This window comes from Prevotella sp. RM4 (assembly GCF_000701965.1).
GTDB lineage: Bacteria > Bacteroidota > Bacteroidia > Bacteroidales > Bacteroidaceae > Prevotella > Prevotella ruminicola.
The window spans coordinates 431286-455842 of record NZ_JNKG01000008.1 but is presented as its reverse complement, the minus strand read 5'-3'; the positions used below and the strand labels follow the sequence as shown (position 1 = coordinate 455842).

The window sequence follows — 24557 nt, the reverse complement described above, 5'->3', positions numbered from 1 at the left end:
TTTGGGCTGCAAAGGTACTGAAAATCAGGGAGAAATAGACAAGAAAAAAGGAGAAATCGACGATTAGTGTAATTTAACACTCAACCTCGTCGATTTCTCATATCAATCAAAACTCACTTAAACTTTACTGCATGCGCAGGCACATCATGGTAAGATCGTCGTTCGGATCGGCGCCGTCGCGGTGGCGCTGAACCTCGTTATAAAGGGTTTCAACTACCTGCTGGGCGCTCTCGAAATGGGTGTTGCGCAGGATAGATAGCAGCTGGTCGTCGCCAAACTGCTCGTGCTCGCGGTTCTCGGCCTCGTTCAGTCCGTCGGTATAAAGGAACAGCGCACGTCCCTTAATGGTATCAATCTCCTCGCCCTGGAACTCCAAGCCCGGCAGGACACCGATGGGGAAGTTGGGCAGCATCTGCAGGAACTCACCATGGTGCTCGCCACCACCTATCACAGGCGGGTTATGACCGGCATTACAGAACTTGAGGTGACCCGACTGCAGATTAACCATGCCCACAAACATGGTTACAAACATGTTGGTGGGGTTCTCGTCGCCCGACAGGGCCTCGTTCATGTGGGTACAGATATCGGCAGGTGCCATCTGCTGGTTGGCCAGCGTACGGAACAGGCGGGTTACCTGCGCCATAAACAGCGAGGCTGGCACCCCCTTACCACTCACATCGCCCACGCAGAAGTACAGGTTATCGCCCTTGAGCAGATAGCCGTAAAGGTCGCCACCAACCTCCTTGGCGGGTGTCATTGAGGCATGCATATCCAGTCCCTCGCGGTTGGGGAACACACTGGGCAGCATGCTCATCTGTATGTTGCTGGCCACGTTAAGCTCACTCTCGATAGACGCTTTCTGGGCGGTGGTAAGCTTCAGCTCGTCGATATACCTTACCAGTGATTGCTGCATGTAACCGAACGAGTGACTGAGCTGACCAATCTCGTCGGTACGTTCAAAGTCGGGCAGTTCGGCATCAAAATTACCCGAGGCGATGGTCTCGGCCTCGCGTGCCAGGCGGTGCAAAGGCTTGAGCTCGCGCGTAATTACATTAATAAATACGCACAACATAACCAACAAGCCAACAAACACAATACCCATCACGGTGTGGCGCAGGCGGTTAAAGCCGCCAAAAATGTCGCTCTCGGGGCACACAATGGCCATAGAGCAGCCCGTTTTGCCCAGCGGCTTGTAGAACACGTAGCTATCCTTGCCATCTATCACCATGCGGCGCATACCCTCTTCGCCACGCTGCATGGCATGGCCCAGGGCTGTCAGAGCCGTGTCGGGCTCCAGCATGGTCTGCGTAAAAATAGTCTGTCGGGTAATCTTGGTACTGTCGGGATGCACAAAGTAGGTGCCACCACGACCTATCATAATGCTATAGGAGTTAGGATAGGGCTTTACCGATGAGATGGTTTGCGACAACCAGTTGATAGACAAACTGGTGTTGATAACGCCAATTACCGCGCCCTGCTTGTTTTTGATGGCCTGACAGTATGTGGTAACCATCTCGTAAGTATTGGTGGGCGCATCAAGATCCATGTAAGGATCGGTCCAGCAGGGGTGCCCCAGCAACGTGGGCATCAGGTACCAGTCCATAAAAAAGTACTGGTAGTTATCGCTACCGCCCTGCAGGGTACGAATACTGTCGCCCTCGTATTTTGAGTAGGCCGAGAAATAACGGCCATACTCCTTGAAATAGTAAGGCTCGAAGGCGATTGAGCACGAGTAGAAATCGGGATTATTACGCAGCGTACCCTCGCTATACACAAACATCGAGTCGGCCACGTTAGGATGGCGCTGCACCAGCCACACGGTCATGTTAGTGGCCACCTCAACACGGTTCAGGATACCCTCTACCTGCAGCGATGTACGATCAAGAATGGTGGTGGCACGATGGATGGCCTCCTGGCGCACTGCCTCGCGCGACTGATAGAACAGGAACCCGAGGGCAGCCACAAAGATAACGGCGGCAAACATTACCACCCACAAACTAACCCTGATGGATAGCTTACGACGTATATATGCAATTACTTCATTCATAACGGTCAACTATCATTTTGCTATTAACTCCTGGTATGTTACCTCGCGATCAAGCATGCGGTTCTGTACCATCAGGTGGCTGGCGCGTTTTACCATATCGGGACGCAAACGGAACTCGCGCTTCTTCGACTCGCGATCCACCTGCAGTCGCAACACCTCCTTCAGCATCAGCTGCTGCATCACACGGTTGGTACCAATCTTCTCCCTGTCCACATACTTCATCACGATATCAAGCGCTTCGTCGGGGTGCTTAGCCACATACTCCCACCCTTTCTTGCTGGCCTGGGCAAAGCGCATGGCCTTGTCGCGGTGCTTCTCGTAGTAGCTGCGCGCCATGTACACACCATCCTCCTGCACGTTGTAGCCGTGGTCGCAAAATCGGTACACGTTCTTATCGGTTACGGTAATACCTGCTTGCACCAGCTGGTAGTACTCGTTGTAGCTCATTGCCAGCGTAGCATCCAGAGCCCCCGCCACAAACAGATTCACGTTCTGGGCAAAACGCACAAACTCGTAGTTCAGGTGATCCATGATACTCATGCAGATGGCCAGCTGACCGAAGCCCACACTCCAGATACCCACGCGGGCGCCCTTTTGCTTGAGCGGGTCCTCGTTACGGGCCGATACAATCACCATGGCGTTGTTCATGGATGTTTGCAGAATGTTTACCAGTGGTACGCCGCCATCCACTATCTCCAAGGCCTGGCACAATTGCAACGTGGTGGCCTGGCACCGGTTCTGCTGCAATCGGGCCATGGCGGGCTGCGTGGGCGTGGGGTGCTCAATACGCACCTTTACACCGGCCTCGCGGTAAAAGCCCTTGGCCTCGGCCACATAATAGCCGGCAAACTGCGCCTGCGCCGTCCACTGGGGGGTAAACACAATGGTTTCGTCCTGTGCCGCCATTGTAAACGGTACCATACTAAAGCATAGGGTTAGGATGACCGTAAGCATCCAACGTTTCGTATCCATGACAGTATCAACAATATAGTTTTAAGAGGTTTCTGCGGTGGCAAAGATAGTGTTTTTTCCGTAAACATCCAAACGTTTCTGTAAACTTTTTGTTTTTCGGGCTTCTTAAGAAAATATAAATCGGGCGATTGGCTGAAAAATAAGCCCATTTGGTTGAAGAGATTTGTATAGTTCAACCTTTCGGCATACCTTTGCACCAGAAAAAGTGATCAATAGTACATATAATTAATGGTAATGAGTTAGTTTTTTCATACATTTATAGTTTTTGTTAGTATAATGATTAGTAATTGGTTAGTAAGTTAGACAAATTAGGGGCGCAGTGATGCGCCCCTAATTTATTGTTATTCAGTAGGTTCAACCTGTTCGAGTTTAAACAGCTTATCGCTCTGACGTACCTTGCCTGTTACGGCTATCGATACGCGGGTGCCCTTCTCGGCAACCTCAACCGGACCGTTATCGCCGTGAATCTCTTCGGCCGTTACATACATCACACCGGTGGTAGGACCGGTAATCAGCATCTTGTCGCCTACCTTAAAGGTGTTTGCCTCAACCGTAAACTCAGCCACACCCAGGTTCGAGAAGTATTTCACGCCCTTACCAATGTAAACCTTGCGCTCGGTGGCGTTACTACCATAGTGTTTGTTCCACTCGCCCATGGTCTGACCCTGATAGTAGCCATCCCAGAAACCGCGGTTAAACACAGTAGCCAGACGGGCATCCCACTCGTCCTTCTTCTCCTCGGTAAACGTACCATCCAGCACAGCCTTAATGGCCTCCTTGTAGGCAGTAACCACGGTGTAAACATATTCGGGACCACGGGCACGACCCTCGATCTTAAATACACGCACGCCGCTCTTCATCATACGGTCGATAAAGCGTACGGTCTTCAGATCCTTCGGACTCATAATATATTTATTGTCGATATCCAGCTGGTAGCCAGTCTCGTTGTCGGTAGCGGTGTACGAACGGCGACAAATCTGAATGCACTCGCCGCGGTTGGCACTGCGGTTAGCAGCATGCAAACTCATGTAGCACTTACCGCTAATGGCCATGCACAGGGCACCATGACAGAACATCTCGATACGTATCTGCTTGCCACTGGGACCGCAGATGTGCTCCTCCTCAACCTGACGGAAAATCTCGGCCACCTGGTCCATGTTCAGCTCGCGGGCCAGCACTACCACGTCGGCAAACTGGGCGTAGAACTTCAGGGCCTCGATATTAGAGATGTTAAGTTGGGTTGAGAGGTGAACCTCCTGACCCACCTTGCTGCAGTAGGTCATTACAGCCACATCGCTGGCAATCACAGCCGAAATGCCAGCCTGCTTGGCGGCATCGATAATCTCGTGCATCAAGGGGATATCCTCGCCATAGATGATGGTATTAACTGTAAGGTAGCTCTTAATGCCATGTTCATCGCAGGTCTGGGCAATCTCGCGCAGATCGTCGATGGTAAAAGTAGTTGCCGAATGGGCACGCATGTTCAACTTCTCGATGCCGAAGTAAATACTGTCGGCACCAGCCTGTATTGCAGCTGCAAGGCTCTCGCGCGAGCCCACAGGTGCCATTATTTCGTAATCTTGTATCATATCCTTAATTTTTTACTCCATGGGGAAGAGACCGTACAGCTTCTGGTCGATAAGTTCGCAAACCTTCTGGAAGTCCTCTGGACGATCGCCAAACTTACAGGTATCACCATTCACAATAATCAGCGGACCTTTGTAGGTAGCAATCCAGTCCTCGTAACGTTTCTCCAATCCCTGCAGGTAATCCAGGCGCATGGTCTGCTCGTACTCACGTCCGCGCTTGGCAATCTGCTCTACCAGCGTAGGTATGCTCGAACGGATATAAATCATCAGATCGGGCAGTTTCACGAGCGACATCATCAGGTCGAACAGGTCGGTATAGTTAGCAAAGTCGCGATCGCTCATCATTCCCTGATCGTGCAGGTTGGGCGCAAAAATGCGAGCGTCCTCAAAAATGGTACGATCCTGAATCAGAGTATCCTTGCTCTGCGAAATCTCAACCACCTCCTTGAAACGTTTGTTCAGGAAATAGATCTGAAGATTAAACGACCAACGAGGCATATCGGCATAGAAATCAGCCAGATACGGGTTATTATCAACTGGTTCGAAACGGGGAATCCAGTTGTAACGATGTGCCAACAACTTAGTAAGCGTGGTCTTGCCACTACCAATGTTTCCTGCTACTGCAATATGCATACTATCTTTACGTTAAAGATTAAATATTAAACATTAAAACAGTCCAAAGAGAGTTGCATCGATTTTGTCGATGATGCCAGAGAGGTCCTTAGGAATGTTAAGGAAGTCGAGATTGTCTTTCTCGATAGTAATCACACGGCCGGGGTATTTATTCTTAATGAAATCGTCGTAACGACGGTTCAGGTTCTGCAGATACTCCAGCTGTATGCTCTGTTCGTAGTCGCGGCCACGCTTCTGGATATTGCTAACCAGATGGGGCACCGAAGCACGCAGATAAATCATCAGGTCGGGTACTTTCACCACCGTCATCATCTGCTCAAACAGTTCCATGTAAGTCTCGTAGTCGCGCTCGCTCAGGTTACCCATATCGCGGTTATTCTCCATAAACACATACACACCCTCGTAGATGGTACGGTCCTGAATAATAGTGTGATCAGCCTGAGCAATCGTAATCAGATCGCGGAAGCGTTCCTTCAGGAAATACACCTCCATATTAAACGACCAACGGTGAATATCGCGGTAGTAATCCTCGAGATACGGGTTATGCTCTACGGCCTCGAACCTCGGTTCCCAGCCATAGTGTTTGGCCAGGAGCTTGGTGAGCGTAGACTTGCCACTACCTATATTTCCTGCTACTGCGATATGCATACTTAATTGAATTGGGCTGCAAAGATACTACTTTTTCGGCACGTATTATGGATTTTATCGATTTTTTTTCGTTCGGCCATATATTTTTCATGTTAATTCGCAGAATTCGCTCCAAAATATATTATCTTTGCAGCATGAAACTTAAAACCGTGATGGCATGTGCAGTTGCTTTAGTGATGCTGATGGGAAGTTGTGCCCACCAGCCAAGTGTCTATACCCCTGGGGGCAAGCACTTTACCAACGAAGTACTGAACCGCATGACCCCCATTAAGGACCAGGGCGAAAGCCAGACTTGCTGGATTTACGCCATGCTGGCCGCCATTGAGACCGAGCACCTGAGCTGGGGCGACTCGGTAAATCTTTCACCCTACTATATCGAGAAGATGATTGAGCAGGAGAAGGCCTGTCCCGCCACCAAGCGTGGCGAGCCCACCACCCTTATCAGCATGATTGAGAAATACGGCATATGCGGCTACGACGCCATGCGCAAGATTACAACGCCCGCCCCCCAGTGGGTGTTTATGCTGGGCGCACAGTACACCCCGCAGGAGTTTGCCCGCAGCGTGTGCAAGCCTGGCGAGTACATTGCCCTGACCAGCAACAGCCATCAGCCCTATAACGAGGAGGCCGAGCTGGAGGTGCCCGACAACTGGACCCACGAGCGCTATCTGAACATACCGATGGACTCGCTGCTGGCTAAGACCGAGCGTGCCGTGCGTAACCACCACGGAGTGTGCTGGGAAGACGAGAACCACGCCATGGCCATCGTAGGACTGGCACACGACGAGGATGGCGAGCGCTACTTTATCATGAAGAACTCGTGGGGCGACCAAGGTCCGTACGGCGGACTGGAATACTATCCCATGGCACGTTTCTGCCAGGAAACCGTAGCCGTAGAGATGACTAACCAAGCATATCAGAACTAACTTATATCAATAAATATGATTTATAACGAAATCGGGAAAACAGGTATGAAGGTATCGAACTTAGGTTTTGGTGCCTCATCGCTGGGCGGCGTGTTCCATAGCATCCGCGAAGAAGAGGGAATAGAGGCTGTACACACAGCCGTTGACAATGGTATCAACTTTATCGACGTGTCGCCCTACTATGGTCACCTGAAGGCCGAAACCGTACTGGGCAAGGCGCTGAAGGAGATTCCACACAGTAAGTATTTCATATCTACCAAAGTGGGCCGCTACGGACATAACGGCGTGAACACCTGGGACTACAGCGCCAAGCGCGCTCAGGAGAGTGTGTACGAGAGTATGGAACGCCTGAACGTGGATTACATCGACCTGATTAATGTACACGACATTGAGTTCCAGGGCGACATGGAAGGCGGCCTGCAACTGATTGTTGACGAGACCCTGCCTGCACTGGTAGAACTTCGCGAAAAAGGTATTGTAAAGCACGTGGGTATTACCGACCTGCAGCCCGAGAACCTGAAGTGGGTGGTAGAGCATGCCCCCGAGGGTACGGTAGAAAGCATCCTGAACTTCTGCCACTACTCGCTGAACGACACCCTGCTGGCCGATTACCTGGGATTTTTTGAGCAGCACAACGTAGGTGTTATCAACGCCTCGCCATTCTCAATGGGCCTGCTGTCGCAACGTGGCGCCCCCGCATGGCACCCAGCTGGCAAGGATTTGCAGGAGGCTTGTGCCAAGGCTGCCAAGTACTGCGAAGAGCAGGGCTATCCTATCGACAAGCTGGCCATCCAGTTCTCAACCAGTCTGAATCCACGCATCGCTACTACCCTGTTCAGCAGCGCCAATCCCAAGAATGTACTCAAGAACATACAGTACGTTAACGAACCTATGGATGAGCAGCTGGTAAAGAAGGTACAGGAGATTATCGGCGACCAAATGTTTGTAAGATGGAAAAACTCATAATTGATGCCCACAGTCATCTGTGGCTGAATCAGGACACGGTGGTTAACAACCAGCGTATCTGCCAGTTAGAACCCAACCGCAGTCGCTCGCTGTTTTTCGGCGAGGAGCGACAGATGCTGCCGCCATTTATGACCGACGGACAGAATACGGCCGAGCGCTTTTTGAGTAACATGGACTACGCCCAGGTGGCAGCCGCCGTGGTTACGCAGGAGTTTATCGACGGCATACAAAATAGCTACCTGTTACAGGTAGAGAGCCGCTACCCCAACCGTTTTTTCACCTTCGGTATGCTGGATTACCGCAATCCCGACTTTATGCAGAACGCTCCAGGCGTGGTAGAGGCCTTTAAAGGCATCAAGATACCCGCTGCCCGATTACCCCAGCAGTTCCTAACCGATGCAATGTTGCAGTTGTTGCAGTTGATGGAGAAGCAGGGTAAGATATTAGGCATTGAGCTACAGGACGGCGACGCACAGGTAGGACAGATGGAAGAGCTGATACAGGAGTGCCCCAACCTGAAAATAGCCATCGGCCATTTCGGCATGGTAACACGCGAGGGTTGGATGAGTCAGATTAGCCTGGCACGCCACAAGAACGTATACGTGGAAAGCGGTGGTATTACCTGGCTGTTTAACGACGAGTTCTACCCCTTCCCATCGGCCATCCGCGCCATTAAGCAGGCTGCCGACGAGGTGGGCATGGACAAGTTGATGTGGGGTAGCGATTATCCCCGCACCATCACCGCCATCACCTACAAGATGAGTTACGACTTTGTAGAGAAATCGGCCGACCTAACCGCCGATGAGAAGCGTATGTTCCTAGGCCAGAACGCCAAGCAGTTCTTCGGCTTCGGCGAGCTGCCCGAGCTCCCTTACATCAAAAACATGAGCGAATAGTATAATAGTAAATAGTGAAATAGTCAAATAATCCAATGAAAGCAATACAGATTCCTGGCGAGCGCCAGATGGAAATAGTAAACATTCCTGAGCAGGAAATGAAGCCCAACGAGGTGCTGCTGCGCCTCAAGTATGTAGGTTTTTGTGGTTCCGACCTGAGCACATGGCTGGGTAAGAACCCCATGGTAAAAATGCCCGTTATACCTGGCCACGAGGTGGGTGCCGTGATTGAAAAGGTGGGTGCCGACGTGCCCGAACACCTGAAGCCCGGCATGGTGGTAACCTGCAATCCTTACACTAACTGCGGCAAGTGCGCCTCGTGCCGTAACCAGCGCGTAAACGCCTGTCAGCATAACGAAACACTAGGCGTACAGCGCAACGGTGCCATGCGCGAGTTCATCGCTCTGCCTTGGGAGAAGGTGATTCCCGCTGGTAATCTCGATCCCCGCACCTGCGCCCTCATCGAGCCTATGAGTGTTGGTTTCCACGCCGTGAATCGTGCCCAAGTAACCGATATCGACACCGTAGTGGTGATTGGTTGCGGTATGGTTGGCATGGGAGCTATCGTACGTTCGGCCCTGCGCGGTGCTACCGTGATTGCTGCCGATATCGACGACGAGAAGCTGGCACTGGCCAAGGAGATGGGCGCCACTTACGCCATCAACACCAAGACCGAGGATGTACATGCCCGATTGCTGGAGCTGACCGAGGGTTTCGGTCCCGATGTAATTATCGAGGCTGTGGGTAGCGCACCTACCTACCAGATGGCTGTAAACGAAGTAGCTTTCACCGGTCGCGTGGTTTGCATCGGCTATGCCAAGACCGACGTATCGTTCCAAACCAAGTTCTTTGTACAGAAGGAGCTCGACATTCGTGGTTCGCGTAATGCCCAGCCACAGGATTTCCGTGCTGTGATCCACTACCTGGAGCGTGGCACATGTCCGGTTGACCGTCTGATTAGTGCCGACGTAGCACCCGAGCAGGCCCCCAAGGCCATGCTGCAGTGGAGCGAGACACCTGGCAAGGTATTCCGTATCTTAGTTCACTTCTAAAAACCTACTAAAGAAAATGGAAAAGCAACAACAATCTCTGATAGTCAAGGATGGGGTTAACTACCTCATCCCCTTTATACTCGTAACATTCTGCTTTGCACTCTGGGGCTTTGCCAACGATATTACCAACCCCATGGTGAAAGCATTCTCTAAGATCTTCCGCATGAGCGTAACCGATGGCACGCTGGTGCAGGTAGCGTTCTATGGCGGTTACTTCTGCATGGCGTTTCCTGCAGCCATCTTTATCCGTAAGTTCTCGTACAAGGCGGGCGTATTGATGGGACTCGGACTCTATGCTGCCGGTGCCCTGCTGTTCTTCCCTGCCAAGGCCATCGGTATCTACGGCTGTTTCCTCATCGCCTACTTTATCATGACGTGCGGACTCTCGTTCCTCGAAACTTCGTGCAACCCTTACATTCTGACCATGGGCCCAGCCGAAACAGCTACGCGCCGCCTGAATATGGCACAGTGCTTTAACCCCTGCGGCTCTATCATCGGTATGTTTGTGGCCATGAACTTTATTCAGGCCAAGCTCAACCCCATGAGCAGCGACGAGCGTGCCCTGCTGAGCGACACAGAGTTCGAGGCACTGAAGGATGCCGACCTGAGCGTACTGATTTCGCCTTACCTGATTATCGGACTGGTGATTGTGGGCATGCTACTACTGATGCGCTTTACCAAGATGCCCAAAATCGGCGATGCCAACCACGACATCCACTTCCTGGTAACCATCAAGCGAATCTTTGCACTCAAATACTACCGCGAGGGTGTGATTGCCCAGTTCTTCTATGTAGGTGCGCAGATTATGTGCTGGACCTTTATTATACAATATGGTACGCGCGTATTTATGGCCGAGGGTATGGACGAACAGGCTGCCGAAGTACTGTCACAGCGATTCAACATCTTTGCCATGCTGTTCTTCATCTGTTCGCGTTTCATCGCCACCTTCTTGATGAAATACGTAAAGCCCGCCATGCTGCTGGCCATCTTTGGTGTACTGGCCATGGTATTTACACTGGGTGTTATCGGTTTCCAGGATCGTTTGGGCATGTACTGTCTGGTATGCGTTAGCGGTTGCATGTCGCTCATGTTCCCCACCATCTATGGTATTGCACTCGACGGACTGGGCGACGATGCCAAGTTTGGTGCAGCAGGTCTTATCATGGCCATCTTAGGCGGTTCGGTACTGCCCCCGCTGCAGGCTATGATTATCGACGAGGGCACGTTGATGGGTATGCCAGCCACCAACATCTCGTTCGTACTGCCACTCATCTGTTTCCTCGTGGTAACAGCCTACGGTTATCGAATTCATATCAAGAAACATTTATAAATCCCATGAAGAAAAAGTTTTTAATTTTTCTAACTACATGTTTCGGAGCGCTCAGCCTGTCGGCTCAGCAGCCCGTATCGCCCAATGGCAAGCTTACTGTATCCAACAGCGGCCAGGGCATCAGTGTTAACTATCAGAAACAAGAGGTGCTCAACATACCCGTGCTGGGCTACGAGGGCATCAAAAGCAATCGGCTGAAATTTAAGCCCATTGGCAAGGTAACAGCCAACTATCAAATGCTGGCTGGTAAAAAATCTACCTGCACCAACGAGGCCAACGAGTATGTGGCAAAGTTGAGCGGCAACCTGCAGCTGGTACTGCGCCTGTATAACGACGGTGCAGCCTTCCGCTATGAACTGAACGGACTGAAAGGCAAGCTGCCCAAGGAGAAGACAGCCTACATGATACCCGAAGGCACCAAGCGTTGGATGCTGCAGTGGACCGACAGCTACGAGGGATTCTACCCCATGAGCACCACTGGCAAAATAAAACCTATCGGTAGAATGGCTGGTGTAGTGAAATCCGACGAGGGTTACAACCTGCGCTGGGGATTCCCCACACTGGTTGAGCCACAGGAGGGTGTATTCATGCTGCTCTCCGAAGCTAACATCGAGCGTAACCAGGCTGCAGCATGCCTCTACACCGAAGGCAATCTGCTGCATGTAACTCCCGATGTAAACGAGGTAAACCTCAAAGGCAAGTGGCACTCGCCTTGGCGCATCGCTATCATCGGCAGCATGCAGGACCTGATTCAGAGCACCTTGGTAACCGACGTAAGCGAGCCTTGCAAACTAAGCGATACCAGTTGGATTAAACCTGGTGTTGTATCGTGGATCTACTGGGCATACAACCATGGTTCGAACGACTACAATATTATTAAGAAGTACGTAGATATGGCTGTTACCCTGAAGCTGCCTTACGTGCTGATTGATGCTGAGTGGGATGAGATGAAGGACGACAAGACCATCGAGGATGCCGTAGCTTATGCCAACTCGAAAGGTGTTAAACCCATGATTTGGTATAACTCATCAGTAGGCTGGATTGATGGTGCCCCCACACCGAAGTTCCGCCTGAACAAGCCCGAAGACCGTGAAAAGGAGTTTGCCTGGTGCGAGAAGATTGGCGTAGCTGGTGTAAAGATCGACTTCTTCTCAGGCGACTGTCAGCGCGATATGACTTACTGTATCGACCTGCTGGAGAGTGCCGCCAAGCATCATCTGCTGGTTAACTTCCATGGTGCCACCATACCTCGTGGATGGCAGCGCACCTACCCCAACCTCATGTCGACCGAGGGTGTGTATGGTGCCGAGTGGTACAACAACGTGCCCACATTTACCAACGTAGCAGCCAGTCATAACACCACACTGCCCTTTACCCGTAACATCATCGGTCCGATGGACTACACACCATGTACCTTCAGCGATTCACAGCATCCACATATTACCAGCGATGCCCACGAACTGGCTCTGACCGTACTGTACGAGAGTGCCCTGCAGCACCTGGCCGACAAACCCGAGAGCTATCTGGTGCAGCCTCAGCAGGTACAGGATTTCTTCGGAAAGCTGCCCACCACATGGGATGAGACCCGCTACGTGAGCGGTTATCCCGGAGAGAGCGTAGTACTGGCCCGCCGCAGCGGCGAAACCTGGTACGTAGCTGGTATCAACGGTACCGACAACAAGAAGGTGCTTGATGTAGATTTGAGCTTCATCAGTGGCGCCAAGTGCGTGCAGACCTTTGCCGATGCCGACCCAGCCCAGTATCAACTGTCAGGCAATAAGGATTGGCTGATTACCAAGGGCAATCAGATACCTAAGCAAATTGCTACACAGCCCCGTGGTGGTTTCGTGCTGGTCATCAAATCACAAAGATAAACATTTTTATGAAGGATTTTAATTTCTATGCCCCGACCGAGGTGGTTTTTGGAGAACAGAGTGAAGAACAAGTAGCTAAGCTAGTAAAAAAGTATGGTGGCACCAAGGTGCTGGTACATTATGGTGGACAGAGCGCCAAACGCTCTGGTCTGATCGACAAGATTTGTGGTTTGCTGAGCGAAGATGGCGTTGAGTATGTGACACTGGGAGGTGTAGTGCCCAATCCCCGTTTGTCACTGGCGCAACAGGGCATCGAACTCTGCCGTAAGGAGGGTATCGACTTTATCCTGGCCATAGGTGGCGGTAGTGTTATCGACTCGGCTAAGTGTATTGGCTACGGTGTACCTTTCGAGGGTAACGTATGGGATATCTACATGGGTAAGGCCCAACCTAAGACCATGCTGCCCGTAGCAGCGGTACTTACCATTCCTGCTGCTGGTAGTGAGATGAGCGAAAGCTCAGTGATTACTAATGAGGACGGCGATGTAAAGGTGGGTTACAGTAACAATCTGAGTCGCCCCAAGTTTGCTATCCTGAATCCTCGTCGCACCATGACATTGCCTCCTTACCAGACGGCAGCCGGTGTTACCGATATGATGATGCATACCATGGAACGTTACTTTACCAAGGACGATGATATGGACTTTACTACCGATTTGGCCGAGGCTGCACTGCGTAGTATCAAGAACGCCGTATTCCCTGTGCTGAAGAATCCTGAGGACTATCGCTACCGTGCACAGATTATGTGGGGCGGTTCGCTGATGCATAACGACCTTACTGGCTGCGGTGCTATCGGTGACTGGGCTACCCACCAGCTGGAGCACGAGCTGAGCGGTATGTTCGACGTAACCCATGGTGCCGGTCTGGCTGCCATCTGGCCAAGTTGGGCCCGCTATACCATGCACGAGAATCTGAGCAGATTTGTGCGTTTTGCCGTTAACGTAATGGATGTACCCAACGACTTTACCGATCCCGAAGGCACAGCCGAAAAGGGAATCCTGGCCATGGAGCGTTTCTATCATGCCATCGGTATGCCTATCAACATCAAGGAACTGATTGGCAAGGACATCACCGACGAGGAAATCAAGGAGATGGTACGCAAGTGCAGTCGTAACAACACCATTACCTGCGGTAACCTGAAGGTGCTAAAGGCCGAGGATATGGAGGCAATCTACAAAATGGCACGCGGATGAAGATATTAATGATAGGTGGCACGGATTACGCGAATTAACACGGATTATGATTCATTTAAAGCAATTTTTCGCTCTTTATATAAAAAATCTGTGTTAATCCGTGTAATCAGTGCCAACTTTTTATTACCTTTGCACCCAAAAATTAAGAGCATTATGGAATCTAAGTTAGTAATTTACAATACTTTGACACGACAGAAGGAGCGTTTCGAGCCCCTTCACGCCCCCAACGTGGGTATGTATGTGTGTGGTCCTACCGTGTATGGCGATCCCCATCTGGGACACGCCCGTCCTGCGATTACTTTCGACCTGGTGTTCCGTTATCTGAAGCACCTGGGTTATAAAGTACGTTATGTACGTAATATTACCGACGTAGGTCACTTGGAGCACGATGCCGACGAGGGTGAGGATAAGATTGCCAAGAAAGCCCGCCTGGAGCAGCTGGAGCCCATGGAGATTGCCCAGTACTACACCAACCGCTATCATGCGGCTATGGATGCACTGAATGTACTGCGCCCCTCTATCGAGCCCCATGCCACTGGTCATATCATCGAGCAGCAGCAGCTGGTTCAGCAGATTATCGACAATGGCTTTGCTTACGAGAGCAACGGCTCTATCTATTTTGATATCGAGGCTTACAACAAGAAGTTCCAGTATGGTATTCTTTCAGGTCGTTCGCTCGAGAACGTGAAGGATGCCAGTCGTGAGCTCGACGGTGTAGGCGAGAAACGCAATCAAGCCGACTTTGCCCTGTGGAAGAAGGCTCAGCCCGAGCACATCATGCGCTGGCCATCGCCTTGGAGCGACGGATTCCCCGGTTGGCACTGCGAGTGTACTGCTATGGGGCGCAAGTACCTTGGCGAGGAGTTTGATATCCACGGAGGTGGTATGGACCTGGTATTCCCACACCACGAGTGCGAGATTGCACAGGCACAGGCCTCGATGGGTCACCCCGCTGTAAAATACTGGATGCACAACAACATGCTGACCATCAACGGACAGAAGATGGGTAAGTCGTATAACAACTTCATCACCCTCGAGCAGTTCTTCACCGGCAATCACCCATTGCTGAAGAAGGCCTACTCACCGATGACCATCCGTTTCTTCGTGCTCAGCGCTCACTACCGTGGCACGGTAGACTTCTCGAACGAAGCGCTTGAAGCTGCCGAGAAGGGATTGGAGAAGATGATGAACGCCATTGCCGACTTGGAGCGTGTTCAGGTAGCCGACAAGTGCGATGCCGAGACTGAGAAGGTAGTTAAGGCTCTGCGCCAGAAGTGCTACGATGCCATGAACGACGACCTGGCCACCCCACAGGTGATCAGTTATCTGTTCGAAGCTTGCACCGTGGTGAACAAGCTCACCGACCACAAAGCAACCATCTGTGCCGAGTGCCTGCAGGAGCTGAAGGAAACCATGCACCTCTTTGCCGAGGATATTCTGGGCTTGAAGGCCGAGAAGAGCGGCACCAACGATGAGCGCGAGGCTGCCTTTGGTAAGGTAATGGATATGGTACTGGAACTGCGTGCTAAGGCCAAGGCCGATAAGGACTGGGCTACCAGCGATAAGATTCGCGATGAACTCGCAGCAGCCGGTTTCGAGGTGAAGGACACCAAGGATGGTGTTACCTGGAAACTGAACAAATAGATAAAACAAACAAGTATCTCTTATGAAGCTCAAAACACTATTGGCAGCCCTGCTCTTAGCGGGGTTTGCCATTAACACAAAAGCGCAAACCACCGACGAAGATCTGGATGCCAAGTATGCCACCAGTCTGGTACAGCCAGGCACTGTGGCTCCCGACTTCACCATGAATACCCCCGACGGCAAACCCTTCAGCCTCAGCTCGCTGAAAGGCAAGACCGTAGTACTCGATTTCTGGGCCTCGTGGTGCCCCGACTGCCGCAAGGACGCGCCCGAGGTGGTACGCCTGTACAACGAGTTCCACTCCAACAAGGTTGAATTCGTTGGCGTATCGATGGATACCAACGTTGAAGCATGGCAGAAGGCCATCAATCAGTACGGCATCAGCTATCCCCAGGTGAGCGAACTGAAGAAGTTTAAGGAAACAGATATTTCTAAAGCCTACGGTGTACAGTGGATACCTTCGATGGTAGTTGTATCACCCGAAGGCAAGATTCTGCTCTCAACCGTACAGTATCAGAAGGTAGAGAAACTACTGAAAGATTTGAAATAATACGGAACATCAATACCAAATTCAGTGTATTTGCACATCAAATTCACTGAATTTGTTCATCAAATACACTGAATTTGGTTTATAAGAGCTACTGAGCTGCTATCACTTCAATTTCTACCAAGGCTCCTTTCGGCAGTGTTTTTACCGCTACAGCCGAACGGGCAGGATAAGGCTCAGCAAAGAATTCAGCATAAACCGCATTCACATCGGCAAAGTCGTTCATATCGGCCAGGAATACCGTTGTCTTCACAACGTTATCCAATGTCAGCCCAGCCTCATCAAGGATGGCCTTCACATTAGTTAGCGACTGGCGGGCCTGCTCCTTCACGCCCCCCTCTACAAAACTACCCGTAGCAGGGTCGATGGGAATCTGACCTGATGCAAAAACGAGGTTACCTACTTGAATGGCCTGACTGTACGGTCCGATGGCAGCTGGTGCCTTTGATGTACTAATAACTTTTTTCATTTGTCAAATCATTAATATATTCTTTTTATAAATGCACCTCTTTATCTACAACTTCTCCATTCAGAATCTTAAAGGAGTTAAGATGAATACCTTCGTGTAGCGATAGGATAGCGTAGCGGATAGTGGGGTCGTTAGCCAAACGCAAATCCTCTTGCGAGGGACGCGAAGGAGAGGCCGGATGACTATGCCAGTTGGCAAGAATCTTCAATCCGTTGGTTCGGGCATACTTCAATGCTGCGAACTGATCCTTTGGAGCAAAGGCAAAATGTTCGGGCGAGTGATCGATGTTCTCCATCCAGTAGTTCTCTGTTACCACCTCGCCATCCTCAGAGCTTACACCCAACAGGTAGCCGCACGTTTCGTTAGGTGCGTCCTGCTGGGCTTGATTAATCAGCTCCTCAATAATCTCTCTCTTAATAATCATTATCTAGTGGTTTTTTAAGTCGCAAGCCGCCTGTTCGTAATCTATCAGGTGGTCGATTGTAGGGTTGGTGCCGCAAATCTCGCACGTATCACGATGCTTTACATTGATGGTGCGGAACTGCATAGTTTTAGCGTCGAAGGTGAGCAGACGATTGGTAAGCAACTCGCCTACACCTGTAAAGTACTTCAAAGTTTCGGCAGCCTGGATAGTACCAAGCATACCGGCAATGGCTCCCAGGACACCAGCCTGACTACAGGTAGGAACAGCCCCTGCAGGAGGTGGTTCCTTAAAGAAGCAACGGTAGCAGGCAGTGCCAGGCAGATGGGTAAACGTCTGACCATTGAAACGCAGGATACCACCATGTGAGAATGGCTTACCTGCCATCACGCACGCATCGTTAATAAGGAACTTTACAGGGAAGTTGTCAGTACCATCCACCACAAAATCGTACTCTTTTATGATATCGAGTGCGTTCGACGAGTCGAGGAACTCGTAATAGGTATCCACCTTTACGTCGGGGTTAATGGCCTGTATCTTCTCCTTGGCACTCTGCACCTTTGGCACATTCACATCTTTAGTAAAGTGGATAACCTGACGTTGCAGATTACTCAAATCTACCACGTCGGCATCAACAATACCGATGGTGCCTATGCCCGCAGCAGCCAGATAGAGCGAGACAGGAGCGCCAAGGCCACCTGCACCCACTACCAGCACACGCGCATTCATAATCTTCTCCTGGCCCTCCACGCCAACATCCTGCAACAGGATATGGCGAGAGTAACGCTGGATTTGCTCTTCGGTGAAATCAATCATAGTGTTCCTCCTCCCATAAAGTACAGGAAATCAACCACATCACCCTCCTTAATCTGCAGCCCATCCCATTCGGTACGGTCCACAAAATCATCGTTAACCTGCACACTCACCATTTCGGGCTGCTGCACATTATTCTGCTTGATAAGCTCTGTAAGGTTCAGTGGCAGCTGCACCTCCTGTGCCTCGCCATTTACTGTTATCTTTGCCATAGTTTTATCTACCAATTATCTTTTTAACTGCAATTACTAATTTATCCACATCCTCGCGGGTATTGTAAAGCGCGAAGGTGGGACGAACACTCATTTCGTAACCGAGTGCACGCAGAGCGGGTTGGGCACAATGGTGACCTGCACGAACAGCAATACCCTCTTTATCAAGTAGTGTACCTACTTCGGGAACAGGAATGCCATCGAGCACAAAACTTACCACCGACACACGGTTCTTAGGATTACCAATAAGCGTAAGACCAGGAATCTGACTAAGCTGTTCGCGAGCATACTCAGTCAACTGATGCTCGTGGTGCTCGATATTACGGATGCCGAGATGACTCACATAGTCGAGTGCAGCCCCCAATCCGATAGCATCGGCCACATTAGGCGTACCAGCCTCAAAACGAGCAGGCGGCACATTATACTCCGTACGCTCGATGGTTACATCCTTAATCATATTGCCACCACCTTGCCAGGGCTGCATCTTATCGAGCAGTTCCTTGCGACCATACACAACACCGATACCATTGGGGCCGTATATCTTATGTCCGCTGAATACAAAGAAGTCAGCGCCAAGAGCCTGCACATCCACAGGTGTATGAGCAATCGACTGTGCACCATCAATCAGTACAGGAATCTGATGGGCATGGGCAATCTCAATAATACGCTTCACATCGTTGATAGTGCCAAAAGTGTTATTCACATGACCAACCGAGACAAAACGCGTACGAGGTGTGATCAGACGTTCGAACTCCGATAATACCAAATCACCATTCTGGTCGGTTGGGATGGCACGCAGTGTGGCTCCCTTCTCCTGACACACACGCTGCCAAGGCACAATGTTAGCATGGTGGTCGAGCTCCGACACAATCACCTCGTCACCAGGTGTCAGGAACTGACGGCCATAGGTCTGCGCTACCAAATTGATACCCTCGGTGGTACCACGTACAAAGATAATCTCCTCGGTGGTGGCTGCATTGATAAAGTGTTGCACCTTTTCGCGGGCCTCTTCATAGGCATCGGTTGCACGGGCAGCCAATGTGTGCGCGCCACGATGGATGTTTGAATTGTACGTACGATAGTAGTCCGAAATCTTATCAATTACCTGATTGGGCTTCTGTGTAGTTGCACCATTGTCGAGCCACACAAGGTCGTGACCATTCACCTTCTGCTGCAACACGGGGAAATCGCGCTTAATCTGGTCGGAGTTCAGCGTATCGGCCTCCTCATAATGCAGGTCACGCAGCTTCTGCGTTTCAGGAATACCGATCCCAAAGCCGTCGTCCTTAGGCAATGACGAGGTCTGCGCATCAGTATCACCGATGTAAGGTAACTGGCCATAAGCACTGCCACCAGCCAGAAGCTCTTTAAAGCCTGCTTCCAGTTCCGTGAGGTTTAGAGACTCGTCAGGCCATATACTCTGACGAATCTCCTGTGCCTCCTCTGGGCAGTATTTCTGTGCAAGTTCCTTCAGCAGAGCCAGCGAGCCACCATCTCCTGTTGGGAAACTATTCAGTTCTGATATATTAATCATTTACTTTTCTACTTTATTTCTATGCTGATAATCGTGATAATAGCCCACCTCAACATTCTCCAATACAGCGATGGCATCGTCGGTAAGGGTAGCCAGCGAGAAGTATTTGGTAAGCAGGTATGAGGCCACACCAAACTTGTCGAGTCCCATCAATCGTGCACTCAACGATGGTGCAATCTCGCCAGGGATACCACTCTGATGCAATCCGATAACACCCTGATTCTTCTCGCCAACACGTACCAGGATAATCTTTGTAGTACCAACGCCACGACCTGTCAGGTACTGACCTTCAACCTCAACCTTATCCGATGGAATGATGGGCACACCACGCCACAGGATGACTCTAGTGCCAAACAAGTCGGTGGTTACAGGTGGTACGCCACGCCATGTGCACTCACGCTCAAAGGCAGCAATAGCACGAGGATGAGCGATGAAGAATGCAGGCTCTTTCCATACCAACGACAGGAGTTCGTCGAGATCATCGGGTGTGGGCGAACCGTAACGTGTGGTAATGCGATAAGCAGGGTTAACAGCCGACAGCAGTCCGAACTGCTTGTTGTTAATCAGTTCCCACTCCTGGCGTTCCTTGATGCTCTCGATCGACAGGCGAAGCTGCTCCTCAAGCTGGTTGTAAGGGTTATTGTAGAGATCGCTCACACGGGTGTGTACACGAACTACGGTTTGCAGTGTATTCAGCGAATATTCTGTAGGATTCTCCTCGTAATCAATATAAGTCTCGGGAATGATATTATCCTCCTCATGACCACTTACCAGGTCGATATGCTTCTCACCATTGTCGTTAACCGAAGCCTTCAGGCGCAGCTGCTTATCTACAGCCTTATCAAAAGTCTCACGGAAATCGGGCACATCCTTAATGAATCTAATCAGTTCCTTCAGCTTCAAGCCCAGGAAGATAGTAGGTGTGATGGCACGTACTGATACTGTCGACTCCTGTTCATCGAGCAGGTCGGCCTCGCCAAAATACTCACCATCGCCCAACAGAGCAATCCGTAGTTCCTCACCATGAGGTCCCTTACTGATAACCTCGGCCTGACCTGAAGCTACGATAAAGAAACGCTGCTTGTCCTTACCCTCTTCTACAAAGAGCTTATCTACTTCAACCTCCTTGGCCTCGAACGAGCTTACCAAACGATGCAGAATCTCATCGTCGAACTCTGAGAACAGAGGAATGGCCTTAAGGTCCTTTGCTGTAAACGAAGGCACACCATTCTGGAAAGTAATGGGCAGACGATCGTTCTTGCGAAGTTCGACCTTAGTACGGTTCACACGGAATGTACCACCCGACACCTGCACCCAAGGCAGCAGCTTCAGGAGTAATCTGGGAGTGATTGAGCCCATCTGAGGGGCTGTCTTGGTAGTGGTTGCCAGTCTTCTGGCTGTTGCAGTGGTTACACTGCGCTGTAAATTTGAATCTGCCATAATCTTTCTTATTTTTTTATTGTTACCTTATGTGTTGTACCTTCTACATGCTCAATCGATAGTACATTGTACCCTTGCTCTTTAGCATTACGGGGCACATTGTCGAGAGGCTCACCCTCGGCAAGTAATACCTCAAGTATATCGCCCGCTTGAAGCTTCGAGAGCTCAATCTTTGTCTTTACGAAGGTCATTGGGCAGTGCTCCTTCGTAATGTCTAATACCTTTGTTGCCATATCCTTACCTTTAAATAAATAATGTTTGACCACCTTCAGAAAGCTTCAGGAACGAAGCTACACCAAGCACATCCTTCACCTCGGGTATAAAGTCATCTTTCTTTAAACCAAGTACATGCATGGCCATCTCGCAGGCATAGAGGTTAATGCCAAGCACCTTAGCAGCCTCAACCAGCTCCTCGAGCGTTGCCACATTGTTCTTACGCATCAGATAGCGGAAAATCTTAGGACCAGCGCCCAGGAAGTTAAACCTACTGGTAGGCGTAGCCTTTAATCCGCCCATCATAAAACCAAAAATCTTGGTAAGCCAGTTGCCACCGGTAAACGAGCGTCCCTGCTTCTGCTTAATGGCATCAAGGCCCCAGAAGGTAAAGAATATGTTTACTTCGTAACCCACGGCTGCGGCACCTGTACCTAATGTGAACACCGCTGTAAGTTTATCGAAATCGCCACTAAAGGCGATAATGCTAAGTTTCTTTGTCTCTGCCATATTTCCTATTGGTTAGTTGCTTGTTGTATATCTGCCAAGATGTCCTCAGGAGCCTCTAGGCCTACCGAAAGACGAATGGTAGTCTGGTGCACATCCATCTGCTCTAACTGTCGGTCGGGGAACAGACCGAAGATGGTAGAAGCAGGATGGATAGCCAAGGTACGACTGTCGAAGAGATTGGTTGCACGATGGATGAGTTTTAAGCGGTTAAGGAACTTAAAGCATGCCTCCTTCGATGCCAGATCGATAGTAAGCATCGCACCTGCAGTAGGACCAAACTGCTGTTGAGCCAGCTCATGATAGGGATTGTCGGACAGTCCCACATAGTTTACGTCGGCAATAGCCTGCTCGTTCTGCAAAGCCTTGGCCAACCAAAGTGCGTTGGCAGCCTGCTGCTGGTAGCGCACATCCAACGTCTCCAAACCAAGCGTCTGCATATAAGCCGTCTGCGGTGTCATATACACACCGAGATTTATCAGCAAGTCGTACTTTACACGTTTATTGATATCTGGAAAGGTTCCGTAGTCGATAATCAGTCCACCCAACGAGGTACCACCACCCGAGATATACTTGGTACTCGACACAACCTCTACATCTACACCCAGATCTTTCAGGTTGGTCTCGGTAAAGGGTATCACAGTTGAATCGGCAATAACAGGCACCCCCTTTCTATGGGCAATCTCGGCAATGGCCTTCAGATCAGCCACTTCTAATTGCGGGTTCGTTACTATTTCAAGAAACACGCATGCCGTCTGTTCGTCGATGGCAGCCTCTACAGCTTCCAAATTAGTAAGATCGCGCAAACGTGGCTTTACACCAAGGCGCAGCAACGTACCACTAATAAATGCCAGTGTATTACCAAACAAGTGACGAGAAGTAACAATATTCTCACCCTGCGCCACAACAGCCAGCAATGCCGTGCTGATAGCGGCCATACCCGAGTTAAACGCTGTAACATGATCGGCATCGGTCAACGCTTTCACGCGCTGTTCGAACTGCGTTACCGTAGGATTAGCTATACGGGCATAGTCGGGTGCCTTGATACGATTACAAAAGGCATCAGCCATCTCCTGTGCGTCCTTAAACTCGAACGACACATTGTTATATATAGGAACAGCCAATGCTCCGTAAGCATCAGGCCGCACATATGGCGTATGGATTGCTATTGTCTGTTTCTTCATTTTTTATTATCCTTTTGTCGGGTGCAAAGGTACGAAGATTAGAAATATCCTCCAAATTTAGCCTAATTTTAGGAAAATTCAGCCAAAAACGGAGGATATTTACAGAATTTATTCTAAATAGCATCCAAATACTGCCCCAAAAAAGAATATTATTCTAAATGCGCAGTTCTATACCAAATTTACGCTTATATTGTTCTTTTAAAAATATATCTATCCAGTGGTAGAATTCGGCAGTTTCTTTGGCTGTTGGACCATTTTCCCTCAAAGCATTCAAAGCCTGTTCACTCCTTGCAAAAATCTCGGTCTCTATCGGCTCTATCTTTTGGAGAATACCTGTTCCTGCATGGTTTATGAGTTTAGCCAGATTAATATAATCGGTGCCATTACCGCGCTCTATCGGGAATAATTGTTTCTTTAACTCGAAGCCTGCATCCACCAGTGTGGCATGCCCCTGACTGTTGCGGGTAACAATCTGTGGCAGCTTGCCGTCGGCAGTTATCCAAAGCGGGATGGCAGGTGTGGTGAGCGTTGAACCAGGTATGGTCCAAGCAATGGTGAGGCGTGGATCCTCGCCAGGGCGTACGCCTTGAATGAGCTGAGCCGAAGCGGTGTGCCAGCGGGGGATGAAATCGCGGAAGGGGAAATATACAGGCTGCGAATCGTCTTGGGGCGCAAAGTCCCACAGATTCAGGCGCGTCAAACCATGTGTCAACGTGCGTGTTACCTTACGGATGATAGGCTCGAAGCCCAGATTGCCTTCAAAACCAGCCCGTGTCATATAGTCCTGTATGGCCAGATAGCGCTCAATGCCCTGATCTAACGACCTATCACCCGACATGCCGTGGTTGGTGCGTATCAGGTAACCATAAGGTGCCTGAATGGGGTCGTTGGCATCAAACTTCACATACCCCTTGTTGCCTGTCTCATAGTATGCCACACCGCCTTCTGCATCGAGCACAGCGAAGTTGGAGTTGGAGTGCAGCGTGCCTTTGGCTTGCTTGATACTATCCAACAGATGCTCGAAATCGGCCAGTGTGGCGCATGTCTCCAAGGCCTTATACATCAGGTTGCCGTCTTTCTCATCACCATTAGGGCGCGGCTGACCTGGTTTCTGTCTGCCATTGAGATTATAGGCAGCTGTGTTGGCAATAGCAAAGCCTGCCTCGTTATGACCTGACCACACGTTCAGGTTCAGCGAGTCCTGTCGTCCCACAATGGCAATAAAACGGTATTTACTGCCTTGTACCGTCACCACCAGATTGTCTTGGTTGGGGGTGTCGCGATTCTTGAAGATGTAAGGACGTCCGTCTGGCGTTACCTTGCCCGACACGATGACACTGGTGCAGGCAGCAGACTTTGTGGCACCCGTCAAGAGTGCCACAGTCATCAACAAACAAATATTAGCAAAGAACTTCATACGATACTTTTTTTATTTATTAATATCTGG

Annotated in this window: 24 protein-coding genes; 9 read left to right on the top strand and 15 right to left on the bottom strand. The window is 50.3% G+C overall.

Features of this window, described 5'->3' with window-relative positions:
* Positions 1-124: 124 nt before the first annotated feature.
* The 5 genes from T499_RS0107745 to T499_RS0107725 form a co-directional block, all read right to left on the bottom strand.
* Complete coding sequence (locus tag T499_RS0107745) at positions 125-2047, bottom strand: SpoIIE family protein phosphatase (RefSeq protein ID WP_084162984.1); 1923 nt, start codon at positions 2045-2047, stop codon at positions 125-127.
* Between the two features lie 12 nt (positions 2048-2059).
* Positions 2060-3019: an ABC transporter substrate-binding protein gene (locus T499_RS0107740; protein ID WP_033150464.1), complete on the bottom strand. Its 960-nt coding sequence runs from the start codon at positions 3017-3019 to the stop codon at positions 2060-2062.
* A 341-nt stretch (positions 3020-3360) separates the two neighbouring features.
* Positions 3361-4608 (bottom strand): peptidase U32 family protein, encoded by a 1248-nt coding sequence (locus T499_RS0107735; RefSeq protein WP_033150463.1) that lies wholly within the window; start codon positions 4606-4608, stop codon positions 3361-3363.
* 12 nt (positions 4609-4620) lie between these two features.
* Positions 4621-5241 carry a deoxynucleoside kinase gene (locus T499_RS0107730; RefSeq protein ID WP_013064125.1) on the bottom strand — a complete coding sequence of 207 codons (621 nt, stop codon included), beginning with the start codon at positions 5239-5241 and terminating at the stop codon, positions 4621-4623.
* 33 nt (positions 5242-5274) lie between these two features.
* Positions 5275-5889 (bottom strand): deoxynucleoside kinase, encoded by a 615-nt coding sequence (locus tag T499_RS0107725; RefSeq protein ID WP_013065311.1) that lies wholly within the window; start codon positions 5887-5889, stop codon positions 5275-5277.
* Positions 5890-6023: 134 nt separating this feature from the next.
* On the opposite strand from T499_RS0107725, the gene T499_RS14185 reads away from it, so the two are divergent.
* The 9 genes from T499_RS14185 (at position 6024) to T499_RS0107680 (ending at position 16320) form a co-directional block, all read left to right on the top strand.
* Complete coding sequence (locus T499_RS14185; protein WP_052173551.1) at positions 6024-6815, top strand: C1 family peptidase; 792 nt, start codon at positions 6024-6026, stop codon at positions 6813-6815.
* A gap of 15 nt (positions 6816-6830) precedes the next feature.
* Complete coding sequence (locus T499_RS0107715; protein WP_013063211.1) at positions 6831-7781, top strand: aldo/keto reductase; 951 nt, start codon at positions 6831-6833, stop codon at positions 7779-7781.
* Positions 7766-8677: an amidohydrolase family protein gene (locus T499_RS0107710; protein ID WP_033150462.1), complete on the top strand. Its 912-nt coding sequence runs from the start codon at positions 7766-7768 to the stop codon at positions 8675-8677. The genes T499_RS0107715 and T499_RS0107710 overlap by 16 nt, the downstream gene beginning before the upstream one ends.
* A gap of 35 nt (positions 8678-8712) precedes the next feature.
* Positions 8713-9729 (top strand): zinc-binding alcohol dehydrogenase family protein, encoded by a 1017-nt coding sequence (locus T499_RS0107705; RefSeq protein WP_033150461.1) that lies wholly within the window; start codon positions 8713-8715, stop codon positions 9727-9729.
* Positions 9730-9745: 16 nt separating this feature from the next.
* A complete protein-coding gene (fucP, locus tag T499_RS0107700; protein WP_013063200.1) occupies positions 9746-11059 on the top strand; it encodes an L-fucose:H+ symporter permease in 1314 nt (437 codons plus the stop codon).
* A 5-nt stretch (positions 11060-11064) separates the two neighbouring features.
* Positions 11065-12933, top strand: a complete 1869-nt coding sequence (locus T499_RS0107695; protein ID WP_033150460.1) for a glycoside hydrolase family 97 protein — start codon at positions 11065-11067, stop codon at positions 12931-12933.
* Positions 12934-12941: 8 nt separating this feature from the next.
* A complete protein-coding gene (locus tag T499_RS0107690; RefSeq protein ID WP_033150459.1) occupies positions 12942-14126 on the top strand; it encodes an iron-containing alcohol dehydrogenase in 1185 nt (394 codons plus the stop codon).
* Between the two features lie 153 nt (positions 14127-14279).
* Positions 14280-15770, top strand: a complete 1491-nt coding sequence (gene cysS / locus T499_RS0107685; RefSeq protein ID WP_028908082.1) for a cysteine--tRNA ligase — start codon at positions 14280-14282, stop codon at positions 15768-15770.
* Between the two features lie 22 nt (positions 15771-15792).
* Entirely contained in the window at positions 15793-16320 is a 528-nt protein-coding gene (locus tag T499_RS0107680; RefSeq protein WP_033150458.1) for a peroxiredoxin family protein, read from the top strand.
* A gap of 88 nt (positions 16321-16408) precedes the next feature.
* Here T499_RS0107680 and T499_RS0107675 read toward each other — a convergent pair whose 3' ends face one another.
* The 10 genes from T499_RS0107675 to T499_RS0107630 all read right to left on the bottom strand — a co-directional run bounded on the left by T499_RS0107675 (position 16409) and on the right by T499_RS0107630 (position 24527).
* On the bottom strand, positions 16409-16786 hold the full coding sequence (locus T499_RS0107675; RefSeq protein ID WP_033150457.1) for a RidA family protein: 378 nt from the start codon (positions 16784-16786) through the stop codon (positions 16409-16411).
* A gap of 25 nt (positions 16787-16811) precedes the next feature.
* The gene (locus T499_RS0107670) at positions 16812-17210 is read right to left on the bottom strand and encodes a M67 family metallopeptidase (protein ID WP_033150456.1); all 399 of its coding nucleotides are present in this window, start codon (positions 17208-17210) and stop codon (positions 16812-16814) included.
* Positions 17211-17213: 3 nt separating this feature from the next.
* Positions 17214-18023: a HesA/MoeB/ThiF family protein gene (locus tag T499_RS0107665; protein ID WP_198021266.1), complete on the bottom strand. Its 810-nt coding sequence runs from the start codon at positions 18021-18023 to the stop codon at positions 17214-17216.
* Positions 18020-18232, bottom strand: a complete 213-nt coding sequence (gene thiS / locus T499_RS0107660) for a sulfur carrier protein ThiS (RefSeq protein ID WP_033150455.1) — start codon at positions 18230-18232, stop codon at positions 18020-18022. Before thiS ends, T499_RS0107665 begins: the two co-directional genes overlap by 4 nt.
* Positions 18233-18236: 4 nt before the next feature.
* Positions 18237-19766 (bottom strand): SufS family cysteine desulfurase, encoded by a 1530-nt coding sequence (locus tag T499_RS0107655; protein WP_033150454.1) that lies wholly within the window; start codon positions 19764-19766, stop codon positions 18237-18239.
* Positions 19767-21206, bottom strand: a complete 1440-nt coding sequence (locus T499_RS0107650; RefSeq protein WP_033150453.1) for a family 2B encapsulin nanocompartment shell protein — start codon at positions 21204-21206, stop codon at positions 19767-19769.
* Positions 21207-21214: 8 nt separating this feature from the next.
* Entirely contained in the window at positions 21215-21439 is a 225-nt protein-coding gene (locus T499_RS0107645) for a sulfurtransferase TusA family protein (protein WP_033150452.1), read from the bottom strand.
* A 10-nt stretch (positions 21440-21449) separates the two neighbouring features.
* Positions 21450-21929 carry a DsrE/DsrF/DrsH-like family protein gene (locus T499_RS0107640; protein WP_033150451.1) on the bottom strand — a complete coding sequence of 160 codons (480 nt, stop codon included), beginning with the start codon at positions 21927-21929 and terminating at the stop codon, positions 21450-21452.
* Between the two features lie 5 nt (positions 21930-21934).
* Positions 21935-23110 carry a trans-sulfuration enzyme family protein gene (locus T499_RS0107635; protein WP_033150450.1) on the bottom strand — a complete coding sequence of 392 codons (1176 nt, stop codon included), beginning with the start codon at positions 23108-23110 and terminating at the stop codon, positions 21935-21937.
* 154 nt (positions 23111-23264) lie between these two features.
* Complete coding sequence (locus tag T499_RS0107630; protein WP_033150449.1) at positions 23265-24527, bottom strand: carcinine hydrolase/isopenicillin-N N-acyltransferase family protein; 1263 nt, start codon at positions 24525-24527, stop codon at positions 23265-23267.
* Positions 24528-24557: the final 30 nt, after the last annotated feature.

Coding starts and splice junctions, on each gene's coding strand:
- T499_RS0107745 (WP_084162984.1), bottom strand. CDS start 2,047: ATGAATGAAGTAATTGCATATATACGTCGTAAGCTATCCATCAGGGTT.
- T499_RS0107740 (WP_033150464.1), bottom strand. CDS start 3,019: ATGGATACGAAACGTTGGATGCTTACGGTCATCCTAACCCTATGCTTT.
- T499_RS0107735 (WP_033150463.1), bottom strand. CDS start 4,608: ATGATACAAGATTACGAAATAATGGCACCTGTGGGCTCGCGCGAGAGC.
- T499_RS0107730 (WP_013064125.1), bottom strand. CDS start 5,241: ATGCATATTGCAGTAGCAGGAAACATTGGTAGTGGCAAGACCACGCTT.
- T499_RS0107725 (WP_013065311.1), bottom strand. CDS start 5,889: ATGCATATCGCAGTAGCAGGAAATATAGGTAGTGGCAAGTCTACGCTC.
- T499_RS14185 (WP_052173551.1), top strand. CDS start 6,024: ATGAAACTTAAAACCGTGATGGCATGTGCAGTTGCTTTAGTGATGCTG.
- T499_RS0107715 (WP_013063211.1), top strand. CDS start 6,831: ATGATTTATAACGAAATCGGGAAAACAGGTATGAAGGTATCGAACTTA.
- T499_RS0107710 (WP_033150462.1), top strand. CDS start 7,766: ATGGAAAAACTCATAATTGATGCCCACAGTCATCTGTGGCTGAATCAG.
- T499_RS0107705 (WP_033150461.1), top strand. CDS start 8,713: ATGAAAGCAATACAGATTCCTGGCGAGCGCCAGATGGAAATAGTAAAC.
- fucP (WP_013063200.1), top strand. CDS start 9,746: ATGGAAAAGCAACAACAATCTCTGATAGTCAAGGATGGGGTTAACTAC.
- T499_RS0107695 (WP_033150460.1), top strand. CDS start 11,065: ATGAAGAAAAAGTTTTTAATTTTTCTAACTACATGTTTCGGAGCGCTC.
- T499_RS0107690 (WP_033150459.1), top strand. CDS start 12,942: ATGAAGGATTTTAATTTCTATGCCCCGACCGAGGTGGTTTTTGGAGAA.
- cysS (WP_028908082.1), top strand. CDS start 14,280: ATGGAATCTAAGTTAGTAATTTACAATACTTTGACACGACAGAAGGAG.
- T499_RS0107680 (WP_033150458.1), top strand. CDS start 15,793: ATGAAGCTCAAAACACTATTGGCAGCCCTGCTCTTAGCGGGGTTTGCC.
- T499_RS0107675 (WP_033150457.1), bottom strand. CDS start 16,786: ATGAAAAAAGTTATTAGTACATCAAAGGCACCAGCTGCCATCGGACCG.
- T499_RS0107670 (WP_033150456.1), bottom strand. CDS start 17,210: ATGATTATTAAGAGAGAGATTATTGAGGAGCTGATTAATCAAGCCCAG.
- T499_RS0107665 (WP_198021266.1), bottom strand. CDS start 18,023: ATGATTGATTTCACCGAAGAGCAAATCCAGCGTTACTCTCGCCATATC.
- thiS (WP_033150455.1), bottom strand. CDS start 18,232: ATGGCAAAGATAACAGTAAATGGCGAGGCACAGGAGGTGCAGCTGCCA.
- T499_RS0107655 (WP_033150454.1), bottom strand. CDS start 19,766: ATGATTAATATATCAGAACTGAATAGTTTCCCAACAGGAGATGGTGGC.
- T499_RS0107650 (WP_033150453.1), bottom strand. CDS start 21,206: ATGGCAGATTCAAATTTACAGCGCAGTGTAACCACTGCAACAGCCAGA.
- T499_RS0107645 (WP_033150452.1), bottom strand. CDS start 21,439: ATGGCAACAAAGGTATTAGACATTACGAAGGAGCACTGCCCAATGACC.
- T499_RS0107640 (WP_033150451.1), bottom strand. CDS start 21,929: ATGGCAGAGACAAAGAAACTTAGCATTATCGCCTTTAGTGGCGATTTC.
- T499_RS0107635 (WP_033150450.1), bottom strand. CDS start 23,110: ATGAAGAAACAGACAATAGCAATCCATACGCCATATGTGCGGCCTGAT.
- T499_RS0107630 (WP_033150449.1), bottom strand. CDS start 24,527: ATGAAGTTCTTTGCTAATATTTGTTTGTTGATGACTGTGGCACTCTTG.